The organism is Clostridium sp. HMP27 (genome assembly GCF_000765165.1).
GTDB lineage: Bacteria > Bacillota > Clostridia > Clostridiales > Clostridiaceae > Clostridium_AK.
Map to the genome: position 1 here is coordinate 75,406 of NZ_JMFY01000008.1, position 23,321 is coordinate 98,726.

Annotated in this window: 23 protein-coding genes and 1 tRNA gene; 19 read left to right on the top strand and 5 right to left on the bottom strand. The window is 31.1% G+C overall.

Going from position 1 to position 23,321, the window contains the following annotated elements; genetic code table 11:
* Positions 1–23: 23 nt before the first annotated feature.
* The 5 genes from DP68_RS04765 to murC form a co-directional block, all read right to left on the bottom strand.
* A complete protein-coding gene (locus DP68_RS04765) occupies positions 24–677 on the bottom strand; it encodes an HAD family phosphatase (protein WP_035306833.1) in 654 nt (217 codons plus the stop codon).
* Positions 678–745: 68 nt separating this feature from the next.
* Positions 746–2,089: a [Fe-Fe] hydrogenase large subunit C-terminal domain-containing protein gene (locus DP68_RS04770; RefSeq protein ID WP_035306837.1), complete on the bottom strand. Its 1,344-nt coding sequence runs from the start codon at positions 2,087–2,089 to the stop codon at positions 746–748.
* Between the two features lie 180 nt (positions 2,090–2,269).
* Positions 2,270–2,345, bottom strand: a tRNA-Pro gene (locus tag DP68_RS04775).
* Positions 2,346–2,444: 99 nt separating this feature from the next.
* Entirely contained in the window at positions 2,445–2,756 is a 312-nt protein-coding gene (locus DP68_RS04780) for a hypothetical protein (protein WP_035306840.1), read from the bottom strand.
* Positions 2,757–2,828: 72 nt separating this feature from the next.
* Positions 2,829–4,205: a UDP-N-acetylmuramate--L-alanine ligase gene (gene murC / locus DP68_RS04785; RefSeq protein ID WP_035306843.1), complete on the bottom strand. Its 1,377-nt coding sequence runs from the start codon at positions 4,203–4,205 to the stop codon at positions 2,829–2,831.
* A 185-nt stretch (positions 4,206–4,390) separates the two neighbouring features.
* Between murC and purR the strand changes: the two genes are divergently transcribed.
* The 19 genes from purR to DP68_RS04880 all read left to right on the top strand — a co-directional run bounded on the left by purR (position 4,391) and on the right by DP68_RS04880 (position 23,154).
* Positions 4,391–5,209, top strand: coding sequence for a pur operon repressor (gene purR / locus DP68_RS04790; protein ID WP_035306847.1), 819 nt, complete (start codon positions 4,391–4,393; stop codon positions 5,207–5,209).
* A 97-nt stretch (positions 5,210–5,306) separates the two neighbouring features.
* Positions 5,307–5,591, top strand: a complete 285-nt coding sequence (gene spoVG, locus DP68_RS04795) for a septation regulator SpoVG (protein ID WP_035306851.1) — start codon at positions 5,307–5,309, stop codon at positions 5,589–5,591.
* A 154-nt stretch (positions 5,592–5,745) separates the two neighbouring features.
* Positions 5,746–7,116, top strand: coding sequence for a bifunctional UDP-N-acetylglucosamine diphosphorylase/glucosamine-1-phosphate N-acetyltransferase GlmU (glmU, locus tag DP68_RS04800; protein WP_035306854.1), 1,371 nt, complete (start codon positions 5,746–5,748; stop codon positions 7,114–7,116).
* Between the two features lie 19 nt (positions 7,117–7,135).
* Positions 7,136–8,095, top strand: a complete 960-nt coding sequence (locus DP68_RS04805) for a ribose-phosphate diphosphokinase (protein ID WP_035306858.1) — start codon at positions 7,136–7,138, stop codon at positions 8,093–8,095.
* A gap of 178 nt (positions 8,096–8,273) precedes the next feature.
* Positions 8,274–8,960: a response regulator transcription factor gene (locus DP68_RS04810; protein WP_035306917.1), complete on the top strand. Its 687-nt coding sequence runs from the start codon at positions 8,274–8,276 to the stop codon at positions 8,958–8,960.
* 3 nt (positions 8,961–8,963) lie between these two features.
* Positions 8,964–10,379 (top strand): ATP-binding protein, encoded by a 1,416-nt coding sequence (locus DP68_RS04815; RefSeq protein WP_035306861.1) that lies wholly within the window; start codon positions 8,964–8,966, stop codon positions 10,377–10,379.
* Between the two features lie 72 nt (positions 10,380–10,451).
* The gene (locus DP68_RS04820; RefSeq protein WP_035306863.1) at positions 10,452–11,597 is read left to right on the top strand and encodes a trypsin-like peptidase domain-containing protein; all 1,146 of its coding nucleotides are present in this window, start codon (positions 10,452–10,454) and stop codon (positions 11,595–11,597) included.
* Between the two features lie 128 nt (positions 11,598–11,725).
* A complete protein-coding gene (pth, locus tag DP68_RS04825; RefSeq protein ID WP_035306866.1) occupies positions 11,726–12,289 on the top strand; it encodes an aminoacyl-tRNA hydrolase in 564 nt (187 codons plus the stop codon).
* Between the two features lie 20 nt (positions 12,290–12,309).
* Positions 12,310–15,831 (top strand): transcription-repair coupling factor, encoded by a 3,522-nt coding sequence (mfd, locus tag DP68_RS04830; RefSeq protein ID WP_035306869.1) that lies wholly within the window; start codon positions 12,310–12,312, stop codon positions 15,829–15,831.
* A gap of 98 nt (positions 15,832–15,929) precedes the next feature.
* A complete protein-coding gene (locus DP68_RS04835; RefSeq protein ID WP_291547342.1) occupies positions 15,930–16,937 on the top strand; it encodes a peptidylprolyl isomerase in 1,008 nt (335 codons plus the stop codon).
* Positions 16,938–17,104: 167 nt separating this feature from the next.
* Positions 17,105–17,656, top strand: a complete 552-nt coding sequence (gene spoVT / locus DP68_RS04840; RefSeq protein ID WP_035306871.1) for a stage V sporulation protein T — start codon at positions 17,105–17,107, stop codon at positions 17,654–17,656.
* Between the two features lie 163 nt (positions 17,657–17,819).
* Positions 17,820–19,370, top strand: coding sequence for a polysaccharide biosynthesis protein (locus DP68_RS04845; RefSeq protein WP_035306874.1), 1,551 nt, complete (start codon positions 17,820–17,822; stop codon positions 19,368–19,370).
* Positions 19,370–20,818: a nucleoside triphosphate pyrophosphohydrolase gene (gene mazG / locus DP68_RS04850; RefSeq protein ID WP_035306876.1), complete on the top strand. Its 1,449-nt coding sequence runs from the start codon at positions 19,370–19,372 to the stop codon at positions 20,816–20,818. The genes DP68_RS04845 and mazG overlap by 1 nt, the downstream gene beginning before the upstream one ends.
* A 97-nt stretch (positions 20,819–20,915) precedes the next feature.
* A complete protein-coding gene (locus DP68_RS04855) occupies positions 20,916–21,191 on the top strand; it encodes an HU family DNA-binding protein (protein ID WP_035306879.1) in 276 nt (91 codons plus the stop codon).
* Positions 21,192–21,259: 68 nt separating this feature from the next.
* Positions 21,260–21,523, top strand: a complete 264-nt coding sequence (locus tag DP68_RS04860; RefSeq protein ID WP_035306882.1) for an RNA-binding S4 domain-containing protein — start codon at positions 21,260–21,262, stop codon at positions 21,521–21,523.
* Positions 21,524–21,637: 114 nt separating this feature from the next.
* Entirely contained in the window at positions 21,638–21,925 is a 288-nt protein-coding gene (yabP, locus tag DP68_RS04865) for a sporulation protein YabP (protein WP_035306883.1), read from the top strand.
* Between the two features lie 9 nt (positions 21,926–21,934).
* Positions 21,935–22,327, top strand: coding sequence for a spore cortex biosynthesis protein YabQ (yabQ, locus tag DP68_RS04870; RefSeq protein WP_035306885.1), 393 nt, complete (start codon positions 21,935–21,937; stop codon positions 22,325–22,327).
* Positions 22,328–22,423: 96 nt separating this feature from the next.
* A complete protein-coding gene (locus DP68_RS04875) occupies positions 22,424–22,693 on the top strand; it encodes a septum formation initiator family protein (RefSeq protein ID WP_035306888.1) in 270 nt (89 codons plus the stop codon).
* Positions 22,694–22,743: 50 nt separating this feature from the next.
* The gene (locus DP68_RS04880) at positions 22,744–23,154 is read left to right on the top strand and encodes a S1 domain-containing RNA-binding protein (RefSeq protein ID WP_035306890.1); all 411 of its coding nucleotides are present in this window, start codon (positions 22,744–22,746) and stop codon (positions 23,152–23,154) included.
* The last annotated feature ends 167 nt before the right edge of the window (positions 23,155–23,321 follow it).

Below are 23,321 nucleotides of genomic sequence, written 5' to 3' on the forward strand. Positions count from 1 at the left end.
TCGTGACTTTGCACGAGTTTTTATTAAACAGCTTCAATCAAGTCGTCATATTTATATATATATAAGTCTGCTAAAGACATTAAGTCTTCCTTTTGAGGCTCAGCATATAAATCATGAACTGCGACTACTTTCATCCCTGCAGCTTTAGCACCTATTACTGCAGGAAGTATATCTTCGAATACAATACAGTTATCAGGAGATACTTCAAGTCGTTCTGCACAAAGCAGGTATACATCTGGGAAATTCTTGCCCCTTGAAACTTCCCCAGTAGTGGTGATGCAGTCAAAGTAGTCATATATGCCTGTGCTTTTCAAGGCAGCCTGTAGTAACATATCACAATTGCTTGTAGCTAGACCAATCTTAATATTATTAGATTTAAGCAGTGCCAAGAATTCCTTAGCTCCAGGTTTAAGAGTTACATCATTGATGTATTGATTTAGGGCCATATTATTCCATTCATCTGTTATTTCTTCTATGGAAGATTCAAGAGAAAATCTGTCTTTAAAATACTGTGCAGTTTGACTAAAACTTAAGTGCTCTATATTTTCTTTTAAATCTGAAGGAATGGTTATATTATGTTTTTTTAGGTATTCTACATCTATATTATTCCATATCCACATGGAATCAATTAAAGTACCATCCATATCAAATATAGCGGCCTTAATATCCTTAAACATTTATTTCATCCTCTCTACAATAGTTTTATAGTAATCCTATTATAGCATGAAGTAATGAAATATATCATTTAAAATTCACGTTCAAATATTCTTATCTTAACGTTATCTTTAAAATCCTCTATTGAGTTTATATCTATTTTCTGAAGAAGTGCACCCATGCACTCACTATCTATAGCTACTTTAATTTCTGATTTATCTGCAAAACTATTTACTAGTTCTCTACCTTGTTCATGGGGAAGTAATGCTTTAGGTCCGCCAACACATCCTCCGATACAGCCCATTCCTTCAATAAAATTAGCTGTAAACTCTCCATCCTTTAATTTATTAAGCAATTCTTTACATTCACGTACTCCATTGCCTTGAACAGTTTTTAAGTATTTATATTTTTCGGGAAATAGTCTCTCTATGGCCTCGCCTACAGCCAAAGAGACTCCTCCTGTACGTGCATATAACCTACCTCCACGAGAAGCATACTCAGAGCATTCGTCTTCCTGTAGCTCATCAGGGTCTATACCTAGTGCATCAAATATATCTTTTACTTCTGCAAAGGTAAGTACGAAATCAATGGCACCTTCTATATCCTTTTCACGTGCTTCTGCTTTTTTTGCTATACAAGGTCCTACAAATACTACTTTACAATCTGGATTTAATGCTTTTAAAATTCTACCAGATGCAATCATAGGAGATACAGATGGAGATACATGTTTAACCAAGTCAGCATAGACTTTTCTAAGCATTCCTACCCACATAGGGCAGCAACAGGAAGTAATCATAAAATCTTTTTCGTCTTGTACAAAATGGTCATATTCCACAGCTTCTTTTAATGTAAGCATATCTGCAAAAAATGCAGTTTCAATCATATCTGAGAAGCCCATTTTCTTAAAAGCTGTTCTTAATTTATGTATTGTTACGCCTTCACCAAATTGTCCTACAATAGCAGGGGCAACACTAACAATTACTGGAGCGCCACTCTTTAGTAAGCTAATTAAAGGAATAAACTCAGAGTTATCTAATATAGTTCCTTCAGGACAACTGTCTATGCACATACCGCAATCCAAGCATAATTCATCATTTATGTATATTTTCTTGTTTGTAGGATCTGAAAGAATAGCACTAATGGGACAGGCTTGATGACAGAGACAATCTTCTGGATTTTTACAGTCATCTATACAGTCTTCTATTTTAAATACCACTCTTTGAGAAGGGGAATAGTTTTCTATAGCCTTTGTAAGATTATCTATATAATTATCATCAAATTTTACTTCTACACCGCACAATGAAGATATGACTCTACCTAATTTATCCTTATTAACTTCTGGATCAGAAAATAAACTATTAATTTCAATTTTTAAATTACCGTCGTAGTGAGCTTTTACTAGTTTCTTAAATAAATCTTGATAGGACTTGTGCATTAATAAACACCCCTTTATATATGTAGTTAATGATGCTTTTATAATAAAATAAAATAAAATAAATGAATAATATTTATTATTATTCACTTATTAAATGGAAATTATTTATTAATTACATATAGGGTATAGAATAGAAAAGTATTTTTATAATAAAAAAAGGACTACCATTTGGTAGTCCTCTGGTCGGGGTGACAGGGATTGAACCTGCGACCTCATGGTCCCAAACCACGCGCGCTCCCATCTGCGCTACACCCCGATAACAAAATATATTATAAAAGAAATTTTAAAGAATTTCAAGAAGAAATTTTATTAAAAAAAGAAAATTGGTGAAAACCAACTTTCTTTTTTAATAAAATTACTTTTTCTCTTTATCACCTATACCTCGAGTAGGAACTAGTGACATGACAAATCCAACTAATATAGAGACTAAAGCAGGTGCTATTACATTTATATAAGCAATAAACCTTGTTTTATAAAGTACTAACGCACTAACACTTGTTATTACTACAGTTATTAGAAAGATAGATATTACAAATTTAGCAAAGGAACTAAAGATTTTTTCATATATTTTATGGCGAGTAGGTCCACTTATTAGTTTTTTAAATAAAAAGTAAGATATAAATATCAATACTATGTTTACAGCAGTAGAAATTAAAAAATTTCTCACGAAAAACACCTCCTAGTACTGTTATATTTATTGTTACCAGCTTAGAGGTGTTTTACACTTTTTATTTTTCAATTATTTATTTAAAAAATCTTCTCCGATTTTATATACATCTCCTGCTCCAACTGTTAAGACTAAATCACCTTCATTTAAAGAACCATTTAGGTAAGTTAATATTTCTTCAAAGCTATGAAAGTTTTTGCAGTTTAAATTCTTTAACCTTAATGCATCACCAAGCATTAAAGAACTCACTATCCCAGTATCTTTTTCTCTTGCGGCATAAATGTCTGCTAAGATTATTTCATCTGCATCATAAAAGCATTCAGTGAATTCATTAAATAAGGTTATAGTTCTTGTATAAGTATGGGGTTGAAAAATACATATAACTTTATTATGAGGATAATTTTTAGCAGCTTTTAGTGTAGCTTTGATTTCTGTAGGGTGATGTGCATAGTCATCTATAACTGTAATACCATTTTTAGTGCCTTTGAGTTCAAATCTTCTATGAGCACCGCCAAAGCTTTCAATTCCAAGCTTTATATCTTCATAAGGTATATCAAGTATAAGTGCTATGCATATACTTGATAGGGAATTTAAAAGATTGTGTTTGCCAGGTACATTTAAGTTTACTGAAAATAATTTATTGTTATTTTGAAATACATCAAAAGATGCACAAGCTTTTTCGTTATAAGTTATATTTTTAGCAACTACGTCACCCTTGTCTATTCCGTAAGTTAATATATTGGCATTACAAGCCTGTAATACTGGCTCCATATGAGGATCTTCAGCATAAGCAACTAAGTAACCTTCTTGCGGTATAAGCTTTGCAAATTTTACAAATGTATCTTGTATATCTTGTATATCTTTATAATAATCTAAGTGGTCAGCATCGATGTTTAGGATTGTACCTATATAAGGATAAAACTTTAAAAATGAAGCCTTATACTCGCAAGCTTCTGTTATAAAATATTCGCTTTTTCCTGTTCTTACATTTCCGTTTATAATATCTAAATTGCCACCAACCAATATAGTAGGATCCAAATCAGCCTTTAGACATATATGGGTTATCATGGATGTAGTTGTAGTTTTACCATGAGTTCCAGATATAGCTATATTGTATTTATGACCTTTCATAAGCTTTCCTAAAAACTCTGCTCTATCCATTAAAGGTATATTAAGTTCTTTTGCTTTTATAAGTTCTGGATTATCTTCAGAAATCGCTGCAGTATATACTATCAAGCCTGCATGTTCAACATTTTTGGATTCATGGCCTATATAAACTTTTGCACCTATGGATTCAAGTTTGTCAGTTATATTAGATTTATTCATATCTGATCCTGATACAATATAATTTTTTTCTAAAAGTATCTCAGCGAGACCGCTCATACTTATTCCGCCTATACCTATAAAGTGTATAGGTTTGTCTTTGTATTTTTCTAAATCAAGTAGCAATTTGCTCAACTCCTCGTAAATTTCATTCCATCTAATAATTATATACAAAAAAGCATTAAAAAAACACTTAAAAAATTTTTTATTTTTACTATATCATTGATTATATTCTATTTTTAGAATAGAATATGAATAATAGGAAATATTTAATAAAGAATAATCGTAATTAATATAGTTAGGTGATATATATGGAAAAATTTACACGAAATCAAAGAATTTCTGCTATTACTAAAATACTTATAGAAAATCCCAATAAGATAATAAACTTGAATAGATTTACTGAAATGTTTAATGCCGCGAAATCTACTGTAAGCGAAGATTTAATTGCAATAAAGGAAATTTTATTAAAGCTTTCTTTGGGGAGAATAGAAACTATACCAGGGGCAGCTGGTGGAGTAAGATACATAGGAGGAGTTTCTGAGGAAGAAAGTCTAAAATTTGCTGAAGAATTATGCATGATTTTAAAAGATAGAGAAAGAATAATACCAGGGAATTTTCTCTACGTTACAGATTTAATGTTTAATCCGGATGTAATTAGTAAAGCTGGAAAAATATTAGCATCTTCATTTAATAATAAAGGTGTAAATTATGTAGTGACTGTAGAAACCAAAGGTATTCCGTTAGCTTATGAAGTGGCTAAAATGCTTGGGGTTCAATTAGTAGTTGTGAGAAGGGAAAATAAGGTGACAGAAGGACCGACAGTGAGTATAAATTATGTATCAGGTTCTACTAATAGAATACAAAACATGACTTTATCTAAAAGAACTATTAATAAGGGAAGTAATTGTATTTTTATTGATGATTTCATGAAAGCTGGTGGAACTGCCCTTGGAATAATGAATTTACTAAAAGAATTTGAAAGTAATTTGGTAGGCATTGGTGTACTTATAGATAATATAGAAATGGATAAAAAGTTAGTAGATAATTATGTATCCATTATTGAGTTTGAAGGATTAGATGGAGAAGATAATGCTATCTTAAATGTATCCAAGAAGATAAGAATGTAAAATATTCTAAAAATTATATATTTTTTTAAAAAATAAGAAGGAAAAATACAAAACGTAGAGAATATTATTATCATAAGCATCGTGGAGGTGGATTTTTATGCAAATTACAGATGTAAGAGTTAGAAAGATTGCCGCTGAAGGTAAAATGAAAGCCATTGTGTCCGTAACTTTTGATAATGAGTTTGTTGTACATGATATCAAAGTTATAGAAGGACAAAATGGACTATTTATTGCTATGCCAAGTAGAAAAACCCCAGATGGAGAGTTTAAAGACATAGCTCATCCAATAAATACTCAGACAAGAGAAAAAATACAAAAGTCTATTTTAGATGAGTACGAAAAGGTAAAGGATGAAGCAGTTACTGACGTTACAGAAGAGTAAAAAGGAGGAGTATTAGTACTCCTTTTTATTTTGTCAAATTTTCTGAATATGCTTGGCAATGTTGCAATTGATATGCATATAAAATATAATAATAGGTAAGAAGTTATATTATTATATATAATAATGTAAAAATGTGCCTATAAGAGGTGGTAAAATGTATAATTGTGCTATAATATTAGCTGCTGGTGAAGGAAAAAGAATGAAATCAAGCTTACCAAAGGTACTTCACAAAGTGTGCGGAAAAGAAATGGTTAATCATGTAATAGATACCTTAAAAGAGGCAGAAGTAGATGACATAAATGTAATCGTTGGAAAAGGAGCAGATGAAGTAAAAAACGACACTTCATCTAGAAAAGTTTCATATTCATTTCAAGATAAGCAGCTAGGGACAGGTCATGCAGTAAAATGCGCAAAGGACTTTTTAAAGGGTAAGGAAGGCACTGTAGCTATATTTACAGGGGATGCCCCACTTATTACATCTAATACAATAAAAAATCTAATTTCTTTCCATGAAAAAGATAAATATAAAGCAACTATACTTACTTCTATTGTGAGTGATCCAACAGGATATGGAAGAATAATAAGAGAAGAAAATGAAGAAGTAGGGAAAATAGTAGAACATAAGGATTGTAATGACGAAGAATTAAAAGTCAATGAAATAAATGCAGGTATGTATTGTTTTGATATACATGAACTTTTAGGAAGTTTGGAATTATTGTCAAATAATAATTCCCAAGGAGAATACTACTTAACTGATGTAATTGAAATATTAAAAAGTAAAGGATTTAAGGTTGGTGCATTACCAGTAGAATTTGAAGAGACTATGGGTGTAAATTCTAGAGTTCAATTATCTGAAGTAGAAAGTATTATGAGAAAAAGAATAAATAATAAACATATGGAAAATGGTGTTACTTTAATAGATCCAAATAACACATATATTGAACCTGGAGTAATAATTGGAAATGGCACGATTATTTACCCGGGAAATGTAATTGGAGGAAGTACTATAATAGGTCAAGAATGTATATTATATCCTAATTCTAGAATTCAAAGTAGTACTATTGGCGATAAAGTAACTATACAAAATTCAGTTATACTGGAAAGTAGTATAGGAGAAAATACTACAGTAGGTCCTTTTGCATATATAAGACCAGAAAGTAGAATAGGAAAGTCTGCAAGAATAGGAGATTTCGTAGAAATAAAGAAATCTATTATTGGAGATAATACTAAAGTTTCACACTTAACATATATAGGAGATGCAGAGGTAGGTAGTAAGTGTAATTTTGGATGCGGTACAGTTGTAGTGAATTATGATGGTAGTAAGAAATATAAGACTATTATAGGGAACAATGTATTCATAGGATGCAATACTAACCTAGTAGCGCCTATAGAAGTAAAAAATAATTCTTATATAGCTGCAGGTTCAACAATTACTGAAAATGTACCAGAAGATGCGTTAGCTATTGCAAGAGCAAAACAAGTAAATAAGGAACAATGGGTAATTAAAAAAGGATTTAGTAAATAATTCTAAGGAGGTCTTTCTAATGATAAGCCACGGAAAAAGTATTAAGATTTTTAGCGGAAATTCACATCCTGAGCTTGCAAAGGATATAGCAGAAATTTTAGGAGTGCCACTAGGAGATGCAAATGTAAGTAAATTTAGTGATGGAGAAATATGTGTAGACATCAATGAAACAGTTAGAGGTATAGATGCATTTATAATTCAGTCTACTAATGATCCAGTAAATGATAATTTAATGGAACTTTTAATCATGATAGATGCATTTAAGAGAGCATCAGCAGGAAGAATAACAGCAGTTATTCCTTACTACGGATATGCAAGACAGGATAGAAAAGCTAAAGCTAGAGATCCAATTACTTCAAAGCTTGTTGCAGATCTTTTAACTGCAGCAGGAGCAGATAGAGTTTTAACTATGGACTTACATGCGGCTCAAATTCAAGGGTATTTTGATATACCAGTAGATCACTTATTAGGGGTTCCTATACTTGGCAAATATTTTGCTCAAAATGGATTTGATGAAAGAGATGATGTTGTAGTTGTTTCCCCAGATTTAGGTAGCGTTACTAGAGCAAGAAAGTTTGCTGATAGAATTCATGCACCAATTGCAATAATAGATAAGAGAAGACCAAAGCCAAATGTATCAGAAATTATGCACATAATCGGAGATATAAAAGATAAAACTTGCATACTAGTTGATGATATGATAGATACAGCAGGAACTATTACTAATGGAGCTAGTGCATTGATGAAAATGGGAGCTAAAGAAGTATATGCTTGTTGTACTCATTCCGTATTATCAGGCCCTGCTATAGAGAGAATAAATGAATCTGTTATAAAAGAATTTATAATGCTAAACACTATATCCCTTCCTGAAAATAAGAAGAGTGATAAGTTTAAGATGTTATCTGTAGCTCCTGTATTTGCAGAAGCTATAAGAAGAATATATGAAGAAATATCAGTAAGTAAATTATTCGAAGAATAAAACTTTGATACTTATAAGAGGTATATATTACGAGTTACCGTAATATATGCCTCTTAAAATTTATTTAAAAATATAAACTTTGGTAAAGAATTTGTAACAATTTAAATATATACTATTAATAGTATTATGGTGTATGATAAATTTAAAATATAAAATATGGTAGGAGGAGCATAAAATGATGGACGGTAAAATAGCAAAGGTATTGGTAGTAGATGATGATAATAATATTTGTGAAGTGATAAAAATGTACCTGGAAAATGCGGGATATGAAGTTAGGGTAAGTAATGACGGAAAAGAAGCACAAGAAGCCTTTTTAGAGTATAAGCCAGAGTTGGTGTTGTTAGATATAATGCTCCCTCATATAGATGGAGTAGATGTACTTAAGTGGATAAGAAAAGATTCTGAAATTCCTGTAATAATGCTAACAGCAAAAGGGGAGACTTTTGATAAGGTTTTAGGATTAGAACTAGGAGCAGATGATTATATAGTAAAACCCTTTGAGCCTAAGGAATTACTTGCGAGAATTAAAGCAGTTCTTAGAAGATATAGTTCGGAAAATGAAAATAAAGAAGTATTAAAGTTTGAAGATTTAATGGTTGACAGCAATTCTTATAATGTAATATACAAGGGTGAGGAAGTAAAAATGCCTCCAAAGGAATTCGAGCTTTTACACTACTTGGCAAGTAACAAAAATAGAGTTTTTACAAGGGAGCAACTCCTATGTGAAGTATGGGGATATGATTATCCTGGAGACTCTAGAACTGTAGATGTTCATGTTAAGAGATTGAGGGAAAAGCTTCAAGGTGGATCTAATTGGAGCATAGAAACTGTTTGGGGCGTTGGATATAAGTTTGAGGTGAAATAAGAAATGAAAAAGGGACTTTTCCCTAAAATGGTAGCTACCTTTACTGCTATTATAGCAGTTAGTTTCATAGTAACAGCTGCATTCTTGTCTTATTGGTTTGAAGGCTACTATTTTAATGAAAGAAAAAAACAGTTAACTAACGAATCACAATTTATAAGTGAAATTGCTATAAAATACTTAGAAGGAAATGCTACTCATGAAAGAATTGAAGAGATGATTAGCAATATTGGCAGTTATTTATCTACCAGTATATGGCTTACAGATAACTATGGAATAGTATATAGCGTTTCAAATGATGAGCATAAAAGGATAATAGGCAAACAAGTGCTTACAGATGAATTAAGTGACCTTAGAAGTGGAAACAGTGTAGAAAAAAGGGGTATGTCATCAGACATATTTCCAATGCAAGTACACACTTTTATAATTCCAATTTTTCATAGTAATGTATTTAAAGGGTCTATAATTATGCATACCTCACTTAACGAAATTAAGGAGCCTCTAGAAAGGGTTTATGAAATAATATGGCTAGCTGCAATACTTGCCATAATGGGATCAGGATTTATTATTTATTATTTTTGCCAAAAGATAATTATAAAGCCTCTTGGGAAAATAAACTACGTAGCAGACAAGATTTCTAAGGGTGAAGTTGAAAGAAGAGTACACTTAAACTCTAAAGATGAAATTGGAATTCTTGCAGAATCCTTTAATACCATGGCGGAATCTCTTGAAAAAATAGAGGAGAATAGAAGAGAGTTTATGTCCAATGTATCTCATGAGATCAGAACTCCGTTAACTTCTATAAAGGGATTTATAGGAGCCATATTAGATGGGGTTATACCAAGAGAAAAGGAAAGTTACTATCTTTCGTTGGCTCAGGATGAAACGCAAAGACTTGCAAGACTTGTGAATGATCTTTTAGATCTTTCTGCAATTGAGGCAGGGGAACTTAAGCTTAATATAGGAGATGTAAACATAAGTGAGATAATAAGGATCACTATTATAAAACTAGAAAATAAGATAAAAGGAAAAGACTTGAATGTAGAAGTGTATTTAGATGATGAAGATTTACATGTAGTAGGTGATAAAGACAGACTTACTCAAGTGGTTACAAATTTAGTAGATAATGCAATAAAGTATTCTAATCAGTCCGGATTAATGCAAGTGAATACTAAAGTTAGGAATAATAAGGTACATGTTTCAATTTATAATAGTGGACCGCGTATACCTGAAGCGGATATTAAAAACATATGGTCAAGATTTTATAAGGCTGACAAAGCGAGGTCTTCTAAAGTTAGTACGGGATTAGGACTTTCTATTGTACGAAGCATATTAACTCAACTAGGTGAAGATATTTGGGTTAGAAATAAACCTGAAGGAGGAGTAGAATTCACCTTTACGCTAAGGTTAAATAAACAATAGCATTATGCTATAAAATTGTATGTAAGTAGTAACATATAATAATTATTATATAGTTGGAGGGCGTAACTACAGATGGATGATTATAAATATGATAAAGTAACTGATGTGAGTTTTGAAGAGGTAGATTCAAGAAATGGTAATATTAAATTTAAAAAGAAGAATAGATACAGTAGTGAAATTTTCAAGCTTATAGCTATAATAGTAATTTCAGCTTTATCTGGAGCAGTGGGGGGAGCTTATATAGTTGAGAAATATCAAGCTACTCAAAGTAATAAGGGGAATGCTATAATTCAGCAAACTCAGGTATCCACTAAGGAAGTGCCTAAAAATGCTATAACAAATGTAGCTGAAACTGTAGGACCTGCTGTAGTTGGTATAAATAATAAAGGAGAAACTTTTTGGGGAGATATAGAGCAAGGAAGTGGGTCAGGAATAATATTTGAACCTAATGGATATATAGTAACGAATTACCATGTTATAAGTGGGGCATCTAAGGTAACTGTAAAACTATCTACTGGAAAGGTTTTTCCGGCTAAGCTAGTAGCTGCAGATCAAAGATCGGATTTAGCAATCATTAAGATAGAGGCTACTAATTTGCCAGCTGCTAAGTTTGGAGATTCCTCTAAGGTAAGAGTAGGAGATTTAGCAATTGCTATAGGTAATCCATTAGGGGAAGAATTTGCAGGGTCTGTTACCTCAGGAATTATAAGTGCACTAAATAGAGAAATGCAATATGATGGAGCTATATATAAGGTGTTACAGACAGACGCTGCAATAAATCCAGGTAATAGTGGAGGAGCTCTTTGTAATGAAAATGGAGAGGTAATAGGAATAAATAGCTTAAAGATAGGATCAGAGGCTAATGCAGAGGGCATGGGCTTTGCTATCGCAAGTAATGAAGCTAAAGCTATTATTGATTCACTTATGAACTATGGTAAGGTTAAAAGACCAGCATTAGGTGTAATAGGGCAGGCTGTAAATTATAAAAATGGCGAGGTTAAGGGGTTTTATGTAAGCGAAGTTATAAAGGGTTCAGGAGCTAGTAATGCAGGAATAAAGCCAACAGATATAATAACAGAAGTAGAGAAGACTAAAATTAATTCTTATGAAGATCTAGCAGGTGCATTAGATAACCATAAAATTGGAGATACTGTATCAATAAAAATATGGAGAAGTGGCAATACTATAACAAAGAACTTAATTCTTTCAGAAATGTAGAAACAAAACTAATAATTAAATAAAACAGGGGATTATTATAATAAAGAGGCTTTAAGGTCTCTTTATTATTTATTTTACCTAGTGTAATATATTTATTAGCGCATTATTTAAATTATGGAGGAAATAACATGTATCTAATAGTTGGACTAGGAAATCCAGGAAGAGAATATGAACACACAAGACATAATGTAGGGTTTGATTCTATAGACAAGATAAGCAGTAGGTATAACATAGATTTAAACAGGACAAAATTTAAAGGAATGTATGGAGAAGGTTTTATAAATGGTGAAAAGGTTATTTTACTAAAACCTCTTACATATATGAATTTAAGTGGAGAAAGTGTTGGAGAAATAGCAAACTTTTATAAAATAAAAAGTGAAAATATAATAGTAATATATGATGATGTGGATTTAGAGGTCGGAAGAATTAGAATAAGAAAAAAAGGTAGTTCAGGAGGCCATAATGGTATAAAAAGTATACTTTATCACTTAGTAAATGAAGATTTTACAAGAATAAAATTAGGTGTAGGAAAAGCGGAAAGGGATATGATTTCCCATGTGCTTGGGAAATTTAATGTAGAGGATAGGGAAAAAGTCGAGGGAGTATTAAATTGCACTTTAGATATAGTAGACACGATTATTAAGGAAGGTGCAGACAGTGCCATGAACAAGTATAATAATTTTAAGGCATAGTAGTTATTGAGGTGAAATAAATGAGATTAAAAGGTATAATGAAACCTTTAAAAGATAGTATAGAGTTTAAAAATATAATAAATGGTATAAATAAAAATAAGTTTCCTATAGCGTTGTATGGGGTTTCTGAATCGGCGAGAGCTTATGTAATGAATGGAATATATGCTGAGATGGATAAATCTCTTTTAATATTAACTCATAGCGATGTAGAAGCTAAGAATATATATGAGGATTTACTATTATATGTGCCAGAAGTATACTATTTCCCAACAAAAGAAATAGTTTTTTATAATATAGATGCAATTTCAGGAGATCTCAGATGGGAACGATTAAAGGTAATAAAAAGTATAATTGATAATAGTAAGAAGGTTATAGTTTCATCCATTGAGGCCATAGCAGCTTGCTGTATTGACTATGAACTTTATAAGGAATATACCTATAATTTCTCAGTGGGTGATGTAATTGACTTTAATGAACTTAGCGAAAAGTTCATACAATGTGGATATGAAAGAGTAGATGTGGTTGATAGTAAGGGTGAATTTTCTATAAGAGGGGGGATAATGGATATATATCCCCCTATTTCAGCAGAACCATATAGGATTGAACTATTTGGAGATGAGATAGATTCTATAAGAAGCTTTAATACAGAATCTCAGAGAAGTATTGAGAAAATACAGAAAATAGAGGTGTTTCCAGCTAAAGAAATCATATTATCTAATGAGACTATAGAAAGAGGATACAAAAATATAGAAACAGATTTAAAAGGTATGATGGATACCTTGAAAAGCAAAAACAACAAAGAGGCTGCAGAAAAATTAAGTTCCACAGTAAATCAAAACTTAGAATTTCTTAAGGAAACCTGGAATTTTGAGGCTATTGATAGTTACTTACCATATTTCTATGATGATAGTACATCCTTTTTGAGTTATTTTAGAGATTGGATGATAATGATTGATGATGTGCAAAGATGTGAGGGTAAACTTAATAGTGTATATTTTGAATTTGAAGAAAATTATAAAGGTTTCCTTCAAAGAGGAGATATACTTCCAAAGCAAGGAGAATTACTTATCCCTAAAAGTGTTATTTGGAATACCTTAGAGCAACATAGTGTAATAACTATGAGTTCTATTCCTAAAACCGTAAAATTATTGCCACCTAAGGCTATAATAAGTTTTACTGAAATTACTCTTCATAATTATCAAGGGCAAATTGATTTATTGATTGAAGATATAAAGGATAAAAAGCAAAGGGGATATAAAACTCTTATTCTTTCTGGTACCAGGCCAAGAGGAGAAAGGCTTGTAAACACATTAAGAGATAGGGGGATAGATAGTGTATATAAGGATAAGATAGATGAGATTGTTAATGGAGAGGTAGTGGTTACCTTTGGAAGTCAAATTAAGGGGTATGAATACCCAACATTAAGAATATGTATCATTTCCGATAAAGAAGTATTTGGAGAAGCTAAGAAAGGCCTTAATAAAAGAAGTTCTAAAAGAGGAATAAATAAAATAAAGAGCTTTACGGAGCTTAAGCCTGGAGATTATGTAGTACATGTAAATCATGGAATAGGAGTATATAAAGGAATCAAGCAGCTAAATATAGATGGACATACAAAGGATTATTTAGAACTTACATATACTGCAGATGATAAATTATATGTTCCGGTTGATCAATTGGATTTAGTGCAAAAATATGTTGGTGGAGAGGGAAAGGTACCTAAAATCACCAAACTTGGTGGAAGCGAGTGGAGTAAAGCTAAAAGTAAGGCTAAAAAGTCCATACAAGAAATAGCAGAGGATCTAGTAAAATTATATGCTTTCCGTTCTACTTTGAAGGGGCATGCTTATTCTAAGGATACAGTTTGGCAAAAACAATTTGAGGAGGAATTCCCTTATGAGGAAACCCCAGATCAGATCACAGCTATTGAAGACATAAAAGGAGATATGGAATCGGATAAGGCCATGGACAGACTGTTGTGCGGAGACGTAGGCTATGGTAAGACTGAGGTAGCTGTAAGAGCAGCATTTAAAGCTGTAATGGATGGTAAGCAAGTGGCTTTTTTAGTTCCTACTACTATTCTTGCCCAACAACATTATAATAACTTCATACAAAGGTTTTCTGATTTTCCAGTAAGAATAGATATGTTAAGCCGCTTTAGAACTGCTGCTCAGCAAAAGGAAACTATGAAAGCAGTCAAAGAAGGAAATATAGATATTCTAATTGGAACCCATAGAATACTACAAAAGGACATTAAATTTAAAGACTTAGGAATTTTAATTATAGATGAAGAACAAAGATTTGGAGTAAAGCATAAGGAAAAAATAAAGGAATTTAAAAAGAATGTAGATGTTTTAACATTAAGTGCAACTCCGATACCTAGAACACTTCATATGTCCCTGGTAGGAGTAAGGGATATAAGTGTAATTGAAACTCCGCCAGAAGAAAGACATCCAATTCAAACTTATGTTGTAGAATACAATGATCAGTTGATAAGAGATGCGATTTTAAGAGAAGTAAATAGAGGTGGTCAGGTATATTTTGTATACAATAGAGTAGAAACTATAAGTGAAACGGCATCTTATATATCAAAGTTACTGCCTGAGGTAAGAGTAGATGTAGCACATGGACAAATGGATGAAAAGGAGCTCGAGGGAGTCATTATAAACTTTATGAAAAATGAATTCGATGTTTTGGTGGCGACTACAATCATTGAAACAGGCATGGATATTCATAATGTAAATACTATGATAATATATGATGCTGATAAAATGGGACTATCTCAATTATATCAATTAAGAGGGAGAGTTGGGAGAAGCAGCCGAATTGCATATTGTTATTTAACTTATAGAAAAGATAAAATACTTACTGAAGTAGCAGAAAAAAGATTGAAAGCTATTAAAGAATTTACTGAATTAGGTTCTGGATTTAAGATAGCTCTAAAGGACTTGGAGATTAGAGGGGCAGGTAATATGATGGGATCTTCCCAACATGGACATATGGCATCTATAGGATATGATTTATATTGTAGGATGCTTGAAGATACCATAAAACAATTTAAGGGAGAAATAGATAAAGAACCAGTAGATACTACAGTGGAGTTAAAAGTAGATGCTTATATACCTGGAAGTTATATAAATGATCAAACTCAAAAGATAGAGGTATATAAAAAGATAGCGGCTATAAATTCTTATGAAGATATGATTGAAGTTCAAGATGAGTTAGAAGATAGATTCTCCAATATACCAAGTTCTGTGCAAAATCTTATTGATATAGCCTATATAAGGTGTATAGCTAAGGAATTAGGAATTGAAAACATAAAGGAAAGAAAAGATGAGATATTAATTCAATTCCAAAGCATGGAAAATATGACGGGAGATATAAGAGGAAGCATAAAAACAAAATATAATAAAAATATATTGTTTAAGTTTGGAGAAAAGCCTATTATAGCATTAAAAATGTCACAAATAAAAAGGGAAGAAATGCTTGATAATGTGAAAGAATTGATTTTATTTATGAAAGAAATGGAAAATGGTAATTAATCTACAACAGAGCAATAAAAAACCAGTAAAAATATTTGCAATATATATTAAAAATTATTATAATGAAAAAAGATTATGAAAAATGGGGGAATAATATAATGAACATAAGAAAAATAATTGCCGCAGCGATTATAGGTGCTTGTACCTTTGCTACTGTAGGATGTAGTATGGTGGAAAAGACACCTGAAGCAATAAAGAAAAGTACTGTAGCTCAAGTGGGTAGTGAAAAAATAACTAGAGGAGAATTAGATGAAAATCCTCTTTTATCGGAACAGTTAAATGCATTAAAGGCTCAATATGGTGAAAACTATAGTACAAATGCAGAGATAAAGGACCAGCTTGTAGAATACAAGAAACAGGTTTTAGATCAAATGATACAAGAAAAGCTTGTGCTTCAGCATGCTAAGGACTACAATATTAATCCTGAGGATGCTGCTATAAAGGAACAAGTAGATAAATCAATAAATGATATGATAAAACAAAACTTTGCTAACGATAAGAATAAGTTTGCAGAAGAATTAAAGAAAATAGGAACTACAGAAGAAATCTTAAGAAACTTTTATAAAAAGCAAATAGTTATAGAAAAGATAAATGATCAAATTGCTAAAGATGTAAAAGTAGATGATGCTACTGCAAAAAAGTATTATGATGAAAATGTATATCAATTTTTAAAGAAACCAGCTAAGTTCCATGCATCACACATATTAGTAAAAACTGAGGAAGAAGCTAAAAAGGTTAAAGAAAGATTAGATAAAAAAGAGGACTTTGCAAAGGTAGCAAAGGAAGTTTCAGTAGATGGAAGCAAGGAAAAAGGTGGAGACCTAGGAGAAATGGAGTATTCTGGTGTAGTTAAACCTTTTGCAGATGCTGTTGTAAAATTAAATAAAGGCGAAACATCCGGAATAGTGAAAAGTCAATTTGGATACCACATTATAAAGCTTGCAGATAAGGAAGCTGTAGAATTCAAGGGCTTTGAGGAAGTTAAAGAACAAATAAAAAAGGAATTGCTTGATGACCAAAAGCAAAAGGCCTTTACTAATAAGGTAGAAGAATGGAAAAAGTCAGGTAAAATTGAAACTGAAAAGTATGAAAAAAACTTAATATAATTTTTTAAAGAGGCATATGGCTTTCTTAAAGTATTTTTTTGGAAAAAAGAATTTAAGGAGGATATATGCTTTTTTAATTACAAATGTGTATAAAATTTCATAAATAGAAAGATAATATTAATACAACTTGTATCAAGCAAGTATCAATTTAAGGGAGGTAACGCAGCATGAAAGCTACAGGTATTGTAAGACGTATAGATGACTTGGGAAGAGTAGTTATTCCAAAAGAAATTAGAAGAACATTAAGAATAAGAGAAGGAGATCCATTAGAAATATTTACAGATAGAGAAGGTGGAGTAATACTTAAAAAATATTCCCCTATAGGAGAGTTAAGTGAATTTTCAAAGGGTTACGCAGAATCGCTACAACAAGTTATAGGAAATGTAGTTATTATATGTGATAAAGATAGTATCGTTTCTGTGAGTGGAGCTCCTAAAAAGGAATACATAGATAAAAAGATAAGTGAAGAATTAGAAAAAATTATTGAAGAAAGAAAAACAGTTTCTTTAGCTGATGCAAGTCAGTTTATACCTTTAAATTCAGATGATGATGTAGATGGTAGATATACGTCTCAAGTAATTTCACCTATAATAGCTGAAGGAGATGCAATTGGTGCTGTTATTATAGTTTCTAAGGAAGAAGGGAAAAAGTTTGGGGATGTGGAAATAAAATTAGCAGAAACTGCATCATCCTTCTTAGGTAAACAAATGGAACAATAAATGACAAAATATTTTAGTATTGAAATGGCAGCGTGTCTGCCATTTATTATTTTTTGTTCATAAAGGATTATTGACTAATTTAAAATAAATATTCAATAAAAGTAATAATATTTGCCAAACTAAAATAAATAATAGTTAGAATGATTTCAGAGAGGTTGGGGAAATGAAAACACATTCTTTGTTAAAAGGTACATTTATACTAGCAACTGCAGGGCTTGTAGCAAAGTTTTTGGGTATATTTTTTAGATGGCCACTAATAATGCTAATTGGTGATGAGGGAATTGGGTATTATCAAATGTCATATCCACTATATACTTTTTTTATTGCTGTGGCATCTGGAATACCTGTAGCTATTTCCAAGTTAATATCAGAAAGAAGAGCAGTTCAAGACATGGAAGGAATTATCCAAGTGTTCAGGAAGTCTATTTTAGTAATGTTTATAATAGGGGGAGGATTTACAGCTTTTCTTTTAATTTTTTCTAAGAGATTGGTAAATATTTTTGGCTGGGAAGCCAAATCATATTATTCTTTATTAGGGATAGCGTTAGCACCTATGTTTATTTCGCTAATGAGTGCATTTAGAGGCTTTTTTCAGGGGCTTCAATATATGACTCCTACTGCATGGTCACAGCTTATAGAGCAAGCTGGAAGGGTAGTGTTTGGGGTAGGGCTTGCTATACTGCTTTTACCTAAGGGAATAGAATATTCAGCAGGGGGAGCAGCTTTTGGAGCAACAGCAGGAGGAATATTTGGAACTATATATCTATTTTATAAATACACCAAAGTTAAAAAGGAATTAAAAATAAGAAAAGTGAGAAGCAATCTAGAAGTATTAAACAAATTATTATTAACAGCTATACCTATATCTGTAGGAGCTACGGTTATAAGCATAATGAGTTTAATTGACTCTTTCTTGGTGCCTAGAAAGCTTCTAGAGGCGGGATTGAGTGGGAAGGAAGCAACTATACTATATGGGCAACTAACTGGCAAGGCATTTGTATTAGTTAACGTACCTTTAACGGTATCTATGGGACTATGCTTAAGTTTAGTGCCTATAATAACTGAATGCTTTATACTTAATAGAAGAGGCGAGCTTATAAACAAGATAGAAACTGCTATGAAGTTTTCCATGGTTGTAGCAATACCGTCATTTTTAGGCCTTTTTGTATTAGCAGAACCAATTTTATCGCTAGTGTTTCCAGGACATAGTGATGGGTATCCTATACTAAGATATTTATCTATTTCAATACCATTTATAGTGATATTTCAAACTTCTACATCTATTTTGCAGGGTGTAGATAAATATATAACACCAGTAAGAAATCTAATGGTTGGATGTATTATAAAATTTATAATTACATTTATGTTGGTTCCTATATCTCATATAAACATTTATGGGGCGATTATAGGTACTACAGTAGGATATATCATATCTTCAATTATGAATGTAAGAACTTTAGAAAAGTCTCTAGGCATTAACATAAATTACTATGATATAATAATAAAACCAGCATATGCGTCAGTTTTGATGACAATAGCAGTAATATTTATATATGAGAAAAGTTTTAATTTATTTCTTAGTAATGGGCTTGCATGTATAATATCGATATTTTCTGGGTTATTAATATATAGTATACTGGTTATAATATTTAAAATAATGAGCTATAAGTACGTAAGAGAAAGACTAAAAGGAGACAAAAGGAGAGAATTGTAATGATAAAAATCATAGGCTTAGGTCCAGGAGATAAAAATGCTTTAACTTTGGGTGCGATAGAAACTCTGAAAAGCGGAGAAAAGATATTTTTAAGAACCTTTAAGCATCCTACTGTGCAGTATCTTGATGATTTGAACATAGCATATAATACTTTTGATGATAAGTATGAAAATAGTAAAAGTTTTGATGAAGTTTATAACTCTATAGCAGAAGAACTTATAATAAGCCATTCTAAATATAAGCAGATTGTGTATGCTGTGCCAGGACATCCATTGGTTGCTGAGAAGTCTGTAAGTATTCTTATTGAAAAGTGTAAAAGTCTTAATATAGAATATAACCTGCTTCCTGCAGTGAGTTTTGTTGATGCAATTATGGAAAGTCTAACGATAGATCCTATAGAAGGTATTAAAATTATAGATGCATTTGATATAAATAATCAACTATTAGATAAAAGAAGTGGAGTTATAATAACGCAAGTTTATAATAAGTTTATAGCTTCTGAAATAAAATTAGCCTTACTGGATTATTATAAGGATGATACAAAAATATATTTTATAAGGGCAGCAGGGGTGAAAAATTTAGAGATAGTTAGAGAAATTCCTTTGTATGAGTTAGATAGACAAGAGGAAATAGATTATTTAACATCGGTATATATCCCTAAGGATTTAGATAATAATAAGGATTTTTATGATTTGCTAGAAGTTATGAAAACTTTAAGAGGGGAAGGTGGATGTCCTTGGGACAGGGAACAGACCCACGAAAGTCTTAAGAAGTACCTTCTAGAGGAAAGCTATGAAGTTATAGAAGCTATAGAAAATAAAAATGATGATATGTTAATAGAAGAATTAGGGGATGTATTACTTCAGGTTGTATTTCATGCCGAAATAGGAAATGAAGAAGGATTTTTTAATATAAATGATGTAATACAATCTATATGTAATAAAATGATAGATAGACATCCACATGTATTTGGAGAAGTAGATGTAGAAAATTCAAATGAAGTACTGGATAATTGGGATAAAATAAAGAAAAAAGAAAAGGGATTCAAAACCTATACAGAAGAAATGAAGCACATAGCAAAAATCTTGCCTGCTCTTATAAGAGCTGAAAAAGTTCAAAAAAAAGCTGCTAAGGTAGGGTTTGATTGGGATAAAATAGAGGATGCATTTCATAAAGTAAAAGAGGAATTTTATGAGGTAAAAGATGTATATAAAAATAATAATAGGGAAAAAATACTAGAAGAAGTTGGAGATTTAATATTTTCTGTGGTAAATGTAGCAAGATTTCTTGACATAGACCCTGAGTTTGCATTAAATTATACTATAGATAAATTTATTAATCGTTTTAGTCATATCGAACAAACAGCGATTGATAAAGGTTTAAAATTAGAAAACATGACGTTGCAGGAAATGGACTTATTATGGGATGAAGCAAAAACAAAAAAATAGCTTTTTCTTAAAAAACTGCAATAAAAAGAAGGAATTTTTAAATTAACGAAGAATATGCTACTTTATAGCATACTCATATTTAAGGAGGTAAACAAAAGTGAACAAATCAGAATTAATTACAAGCATGGCTGAAAAATCCAAACTAACTAAGAAAGATGCAGAGGTTGCTTTAAAGGCATTTATAGAAAGTGTTGAAGAAGCTTTAGAAAAAGGTGAAAAGGTTCAGTTAGTAGGATTTGGAACTTTTGAAACAAGAGAAAGAGCAGCAAGAGTTGGTAGAAACCCAAAAACTAAAGAAGAAATACAAATACCTGAATCAACAGTTCCAGTATTTAAAGCTGGTAAGGAATTTAAAGATAAAGTTAATAAATAATAGACGTATTTATATTCATAAAAACCTGGGTGAAAATCTAGGTTTTTTGTATTATTGGAGGAGAGCAAGTGAGATTAGATAAGTATTTAAAGGTTTCAAGAATAATAAAAAGAAGAACTGTTGCGAAAGAAGCTTGTGAAAATGGAAGAGTATACATAAATAATAAAGTTGCTAAACCTGGTACAGATATAAAGGAAAATGATATTATCGAAATAAAATATGCGGATAAGTCCTTGAAGGCCCGAATAATTAATGTTGCAGAACATGTAAGTAAAGAAAATGCTAAAAGCATGTATGAAATTATAGCTGGGGAAGAAGATACAGAAGAATAATGAGAGTTAATAACAATAAGGTATAGAATGTATTTATATATTCTATGCCTTATTTTTGTACTATAAAATTAAAAAAAAGCATATATAATATTATAAAAGTTGGAGGTGAATTGTATGGAAAAAAAGGAAATTAAGATAGAGGGAAAAAGCAGTTTGAATTTAGAAAATAGAAAAAGATTGACTTTAAGTGGCGTGGTAGAGGTTGTAAGCTTTAATGAAGATCAGATAATACTAAATACATCACTTGGAACTTTAAACATAAAAGGGGAAGGGCTAAAGATGAATAAGCTAGATGTACAAAATGGGGATGTTATTATAAATGGTATTGTAAATTCTTGTATATATGTGAATAAAGAAAATAAAAAGGAAAAAGAAAAGTTACTTTCAAAACTATTTAAGTAGAGGTAGTGTATGTTAATTTCTATTAGTCATCAATTAAAATTAGTAATATTTAGTTTTGCCTCAGGAATTCTCACGGGAATACTATTTGATATTTATAGAATAATAAGGGGATTTGAACGAACTAATAAAATACTAACATTCATAGAAGACATGCTATTTTGGATATTTTCAAGTGTAGTAGTCTTTATATTTTTACTATTTACAAACTATGCATATATAGGATTTTACGTTTATTTACTAATAGCACTGGGCATATATGTATATTTAAGATTTTTAAGTAAAGTAATTTTATCTATAGAATACAAAATACTGAGAGGTGTGGGTAAACTTTTAAGAGTTTCTAAAAACATCCTATTGTTTCCCGTTGATGTTTTGTTATACACTATTAAAAGAAAAAAATAATGTTAAATTATAAAATTTACTTGAAGAAACATTAAAATCACATTAGAATATAATAGAGGGATAAAATATAATTAAGAAAGGAATTATTTTTTATCTATGAAAAAGAATGTGAATTTTAAAAAGTTATTATTTTTCTTTTTATTTATATATGCAGGTTATATTTTTGTAAATCAACAAATTATAATAGGCAATATAAAAAAGCAAGTTATTCAAAGGCAGACCGAACTTGAAAATCTACAGGAAAAAAATCAAAAGCTCCAAGATGAGGTTAAGATGTCAAAAAGTGATTCGTATATTGAAAAGCTAGCGAGAGAAAAACTGAATCTTATAAAAGAGGGAGAAATTCCTGTGATAAGCAACAAATAGTTATATCTTAAATTTATTATACATTTATTTTAAGGAGGAATTTTTTTAATATGACCTTAAAGGCAGGAAACATACTAGAGGGTACAGTGGTAAACATCACTAATTTTGGTGCTTTTGTTGAAATTGAAGGCAAAACTGGATTGGTGCATATATCTGAAGTTTCAGATAGCTATGTGAAAGATATCAGAAGTTATCTAAAAGAAAAAGAGACAGTTAAGGTTAAAGTAATTTCTGTAGATGAAAGTGGTAAAATAAGTTTATCAATAAAGCAGGCGACACCACAAAAAAAATCAGTGAAACCTATGGAAATCGATTGGCAGAGAGAAAAGGAAAAACCATCACCTAAGGATTTTGAAGACAGAATGATGAAATTCTTAAAGGATAGTGAAGAAAGACTTCAAGATGTAAAAAAGAATCAGGACTCAAGAAGTAGAGGATACAGAAAGAGTTCTAGTTACTAGTAAATTAGAGGCTTTACAGCCTCTTTTATATTTTTTCAAAAAAAGTGTTGACATATGTAGAAGCGTGAGATATAATAATTTATGTCGTGAGACGGCAAAAGCTTATGTGCCGAAGTGGCGGAACTGGCAGACGCACAGGACTTAAAATCCTGCGGGCCTAACAGCCC